The organism is Sphingomonas sp. (assembly GCF_031380695.1).
In the GTDB taxonomy this organism is placed as follows: domain Bacteria; phylum Pseudomonadota; class Alphaproteobacteria; order Sphingomonadales; family Sphingomonadaceae; genus Sphingomicrobium.
This window is the reverse complement of sequence record NZ_JANMWY010000222.1, coordinates 1-5,131: the sequence shown is the minus strand read 5'-3', so window position 1 is coordinate 5,131 and position 5,131 is coordinate 1. Positions and strand designations below refer to the sequence as shown.

Below are 5,131 nucleotides of genomic sequence, written 5' to 3'. Positions count from 1 at the left end.
GTCGACGCTCGCCGACCGGCTGATCCAGCGGACCGGCGGCCTGACCGAGCGCGAAATGTCGGCTCAGGTGCTCGATAATATGGACATCGAGAAAGAGCGCGGGATCACGATCAAGGCGCAGACCGTCAATCTCGAATGGGTCGCGAAGGACGGGCTCAACTACACCTTGAATCTGATGGACACCCCCGGCCACGTCGACTTCGCCTATGAAGTCAGCCGCAGCCTCGCCGCCTGCGAAGGCGCGCTGCTGGTGGTCGACGCGGCGCAGGGGGTCGAGGCGCAGACGCTCGCCAACGTCTATCAGTCGATCGAGCACGACCATGAGATCGTGCCGGTCATCAACAAGATCGATCTGCCCGCCGCCGAGCCCGAGCGGGTCCGCGCCGAAATCGAGGAGATCATCGGCCTCGACGCCAGCGAAGCGGTTCTCGCCTCTGCCAAATCGGGCATCGGCATCGACGAAGTGCTGCAGGCGATCGTCGACAAGATCCCCCCGCCGAAAGGGGACCGTGCCGCGCCGCTCAAGGCGATGCTGGTCGATAGCTGGTACGACCCCTACCTCGGCGTCGTCATCCTCGTCCGCGTCATCGACGGCGTCCTGAAGCGCGGCCAGCAGATCAAGTTCATGGCCGCCGGTACGCTCCACCTGGTCGACCGCGTCGGCTGCTTCCGCCCCAAGATCGAACAGCTCGAGCAGCTCGCGGCGGGCGAAATCGGCTTCATCACCGCGCAGATCAAGGAAGTCGCCGAAACCAGAGTCGGCGACACCATCACCGACGCCAAGCGCCCGACCGCGACGGCGCTGCCCGGGTTCAAGCTGGTCCAGCCGGTGGTGTTCTGCGGCCTGTTCCCGGTCGACGCCGCCGAGTTCGAGAAATTGCGCGATTCGCTTTATAAATTGCGCCTCAACGATGCCAGTTTCAGCTTCGAGATGGAGACCAGCGCGGCATTGGGCTTCGGCTTCCGCTGCGGCTTCCTCGGCCTCCTCCACCTCGAGATCATCCAGGAGCGGCTGACCCGCGAATATGACCTCGACCTGATCACGACTGCGCCGTCGGTCGTCTACCGGATGCAGCTCAACCGCTCGAAGCGCGACGAGGCCTCGACCGGCTCGGCCCGCATCGTCGCCGGCGACGCCGACAGCGGCAAGGTGATCGAACTCCACAACCCCGCCGACATGCCCGAGCCCAATCGCATCGAGAGTATCGAGGAGCCGTGGATCGAAGCGACGATCTATGTCCCCGACGAATATCTCGGCTCGATCCTCAAGCTGTGCCAGGACCGCCGCGGCATCCAGAAGGACCTCACCTACGTCGCCGGCCGCGCCCAGTTGAAGTATGAACTCCCGCTCAACGAAGTGGTGTTCGATTTCTACGACCGGCTCAAATCGATCAGCAAGGGCTACGCCAGCTTCGACTATCACCCGATCGGCTACCGCGAGGGCGACCTCGTCAAGATGAGCATCCTGGTCAACGAGGAGCCGGTCGACGCGCTCAGCATGATCGTCCACCGCGGCACCGCCGAAGCGCGCGGCCGCCAGATGTGCGAGCGGCTGAAGGAACTGATCCCCAGGCACCTGTTCAAGATCCCGATCCAGGCGGCGATCGGCGGCAAGGTCATCGCCCGCGAGACGATCAGCGCGATGCGCAAGGACGTCACTGCCAAATGCTACGGCGGCGACGCGACGCGCAAGCGCAAGCTGCTCGACAAGCAGAAAAAGGGCAAAGCCAAGATGCGCGAATACGGCAACGTCTCGATCCCCCAGGAAGCCTTCATCGCCGCCCTGCGCATGGGCGACGATAATTAGCTGAAGGCGTCGGCGGCGACCCTACTCTGCCAGCACCAAATCTTCGCGACTGGTGTCGATCTTCGCTCGTCCTGTTTCGCGCTTTGCCCTCGCTTCGCTAGCCATACTTTTCTTGATCTGGGTCGACAGGCCCGCGATCAGGCCGAGATCGATCGCCAGCAGGATTTGGGCTGTATAGGTCGTCATGATCCACTCGAACATCGAGTGTACCGCCGCAGTTGCGATCGCCACTGCCAGTCCCAGCAGCATTTGCGCGCGCCAGTCGTTTCGTCGCTTCCAGCTATATTTGAAGGCGACTAGACCAGCGTTGGCGAGCAGCATGATAAACGCAAGCGACCCGAGCCAGCCCGTCTCGGCGGCGTAGAGATAATAGATATTGTGAACATTGGCCGAGCGGCTGCCTTGGTTCCACACCACTCCGGCTCGTTGCGAATATCCGCCGACATTGGCTACCAATGTATATTGGTTGGCGCCAACGCCGAAAGGATGATCGGCGATCATCATGCTCGCCGCCTTCTCGAATGCCGCACGCTCGTCATAGTCCGATTTTTCGGTGACCGCGAACCGCTTGCTAAGTGTGCTGGCAGCGAGCGGCGCGGCTACGATCAGGCCGAGTAGGGCCAACGCACTCACCATCGCCTTGCGCGAGTTCCACCCTTGCATCGACGACAGGACAAAAAGCAGTGCGTATGCGCCGAGGGCGAGACCGGTCGTCGCCCGCGACCCGCCGACGACGACGATGATCAGCCCACCAAGCGGCCCCAGCCACAGCCATTTCTCCCGCGAACCCCCCAGCACCAGGGCCAGCGCCGGCAACGCGACGAAATGCGACATCAGCCCGAGCAGGTTCTGGTGTCCCATCAACCCGCCCGACTGAAGCGCCCCCCGGACATGGTCGACGATGCCGAAAACAGCATTGTAGAACATTCCGAAAACCAGCCCGAACATGATCGCTTTCGGCGCCCGGTCATCGGCGCAGCTGCGGGATATGGCGACAACGATCAGCGCCATGCGCGATATCTGCCAGACGTAAAGCCAAGCGGCGCTGGGCATATTTGATACGAACACGGACGAAATGACGACGAGGAAATAGGTCAGAAAAGTCATGCGGAACCGCATCGGATCACGCTTGTGGATACCTGACGCCAGAATGGCGAAAGCGAACACATCGACGATGGTCAGCTCCAGGCCTTTGACAAAGCCCGGCCACATGTTCCAACCCGGCCACAGGTTGAACAGCAGGTGGTAGGGCGTGATCAGCCACGCCGAGAAACCAAGCGCAAACCAGATTTTAGGTCGATGAGCGGGATTTCCGCGAATGAATAAGCTTAGGCCCGTGACCAGCAAGATGAAGACGAAAAGATAGACGAAACGCATTTCGGTCTGCTTTCACGAGGTACCGCGACATACTCGGGTGCCGCTCTAGCCGATAGTGGTAAAGCTTTCGGTACGTTCGCCGCCCCTAATGCTCCCGGAACGCGCGCCAGAACGTATCGGTCAGCGGCTCGAACGCATATTGCAGCGCGGTCCGCTTGGCGATCGGGACCAGCACTTCGGCCGGCATTCCGGGGCGCAGCGCAAAGCTTTTGCCGCGAATCTCGCGGATCCGCGCGATCTCGCTGTCGGGCACCACGACCTCGCCGGTATAATAACTCACGCCGGTTTTCTCGTCGGTGAAGCTGTCGGCTGAAATCCGCGTCACCGTGCCGTGCAGCAGCGGCAGCCCGCGATCGTGCAGCCCGCTGAACCGCACCTGCGCCACGCGCCCCGCCGACACATCGTCGGCGTCCTGGACGCTGAACTTGGCCGAAATCACCAGCGCGGCCGCGCTCGGCACCACGTCCATCACCTTTTCGCCCGGCGTGATGACGCCGCCGACGGTGTGGATGGCGAGCCCGGTGACGGTCCCGGCCACCGGCGCGCGGATTTCCAGCCGCATCCGCTGGTCGTGCGCGGCGCGATATTTGGGCTCCAGCTCGGCCAGGGTGAAGGCTACCTGGCGAAGCTCGGTCGATGCCTTCTCGCGATAGCTGCGGTCGGCCTCGAGCTGCTTCAATCGTCCTTCGCCGGCGGCCGATCGCGCCTGGGCGATGTTCGCGGCATAGGCACCGCGCTGCCCGGCCAGGTCGGCCTTGGCCCGCTCCAGCTGGCGCAGCCGCGAGACCGACACAAAGCCCTTCTCCGCGACCGGGCGCAGCGCTTCCAGCTCCTCGTTGATCAGCCGCTCCTGCTCGGCTGACGCTCGCATCTGCGCGCGGAAGCCGGTCGCGCTCTCGTTCGACTGGTTCGATTGCTGGCCCAGCACATTGCTCTGCGCCGTCAGCAACGCGCGCCCCTCGCGAAACTCCGATGCCTGCAGCCGCATCGCGCTCGCCGCCGCCACCGCCCGGTCGGGGTCGGGGTTGGTCAGGCGCGCCGGCCAGGCGATCGCCCCGGCACCGCTCTCTTCCGCCTGCAACCGCGCCTGCTGCGCCAGCAGGCTCATCATCTGGTCGCCATTGGCGCGCTCGGCCTCGCGTACGTCGGCCCCGGCCAGCTCGATCAGCACCTGGTTCGCGGCGACCTGCTGCCCTTCCTTGACGCGCAGCGCCGAGACCACCCCGCCGTCGCGGTGCTGGATCGTCTGGCGCTGGCCGACGACGGTCACCTGGCCCGGCGCGAACGCTGCCGAATCGAGCGGCGCGAACGCTGCCCAGCCCAGGAACAGGACGAAGAAGATGAACGCCACGATCAGCCCGAAGCGGATGTCGCGCTCGGGATTGTCGAGCGGCGGCTCGTCCGGACCCGACAGCGCGACCGGGTTGCGGGCGAAGGCGGTCAACTCGTTCATCGCGTTGCGCCCGCCTTGCGGTTCGACGTGATCGTCCCCGCCGGCACCGGCGCCGGCGCTGCCCCCTGCAACCGTTTCAGCACCTCGTCGCGCGGTCCGTCGAGTTCGATCCGCCCGTCGCGCATGACGATGATCCGGTCGACCGCCTGCAACAGGCCGGTGCGATGTGCGACGACCAGCACCGCCGCCCCGCGCGCCTTCAATGCCTGCAACGTCTCGACCAGTTGCGCCTCGCCCGCGCCATCGAGATGCGCGTTGGGCTCGTCGAGCATGACGATGCGCGGCTCGCCGTAAAGCGCGCGCGCCAGCGCGACCCGCTGCGCCTGCCCCGCCGACAGCCCGCTGCCGCCCCAGCCCAGCACCCGGTCATAGCCGCCGGGCAGGCCGGTGATCATCTCGTGTGCATGGCACTGGTTCGCCGCCGCCACCGCCGCCTCGTCGATCGCTCCCGCCTCACCGACATCGAACCGCGAGATATTCTCCTTCACCGATCC

General features: G+C 64.7%; 4 protein-coding genes. 1 reads left to right on the top strand and 3 read right to left on the bottom strand.

The genetic code is table 11. The annotated features are described in order from the left end of the window. The coding region (gene lepA, locus RMN84_RS07975) for a translation elongation factor 4 (RefSeq protein WP_309611645.1) at positions 1-1,807 on the top strand (1,807 nt) is incomplete at its 5' end. A gap of 21 nt (positions 1,808-1,828) precedes the next feature. Here the strand turns inward: lepA and RMN84_RS07970 are convergent. From RMN84_RS07970 to RMN84_RS07960, 3 genes are all read right to left on the bottom strand, one after another. Continuing rightward, positions 1,829-3,184, bottom strand: a complete 1,356-nt coding sequence (locus RMN84_RS07970) for an O-antigen ligase family protein (RefSeq protein ID WP_309611644.1) — start codon at positions 3,182-3,184, stop codon at positions 1,829-1,831. A gap of 85 nt (positions 3,185-3,269) precedes the next feature. Beyond that, positions 3,270-4,637 (bottom strand): HlyD family type I secretion periplasmic adaptor subunit, encoded by a 1,368-nt coding sequence (locus RMN84_RS07965; protein WP_309611643.1) that lies wholly within the window; start codon positions 4,635-4,637, stop codon positions 3,270-3,272. After that, a partial coding sequence (locus RMN84_RS07960) for an ATP-binding cassette domain-containing protein (RefSeq protein WP_309611642.1) occupies positions 4,634-5,131 on the bottom strand: 498 nt, incomplete at its 5' end. The genes RMN84_RS07960 and RMN84_RS07965, both read right to left, overlap by 4 nt.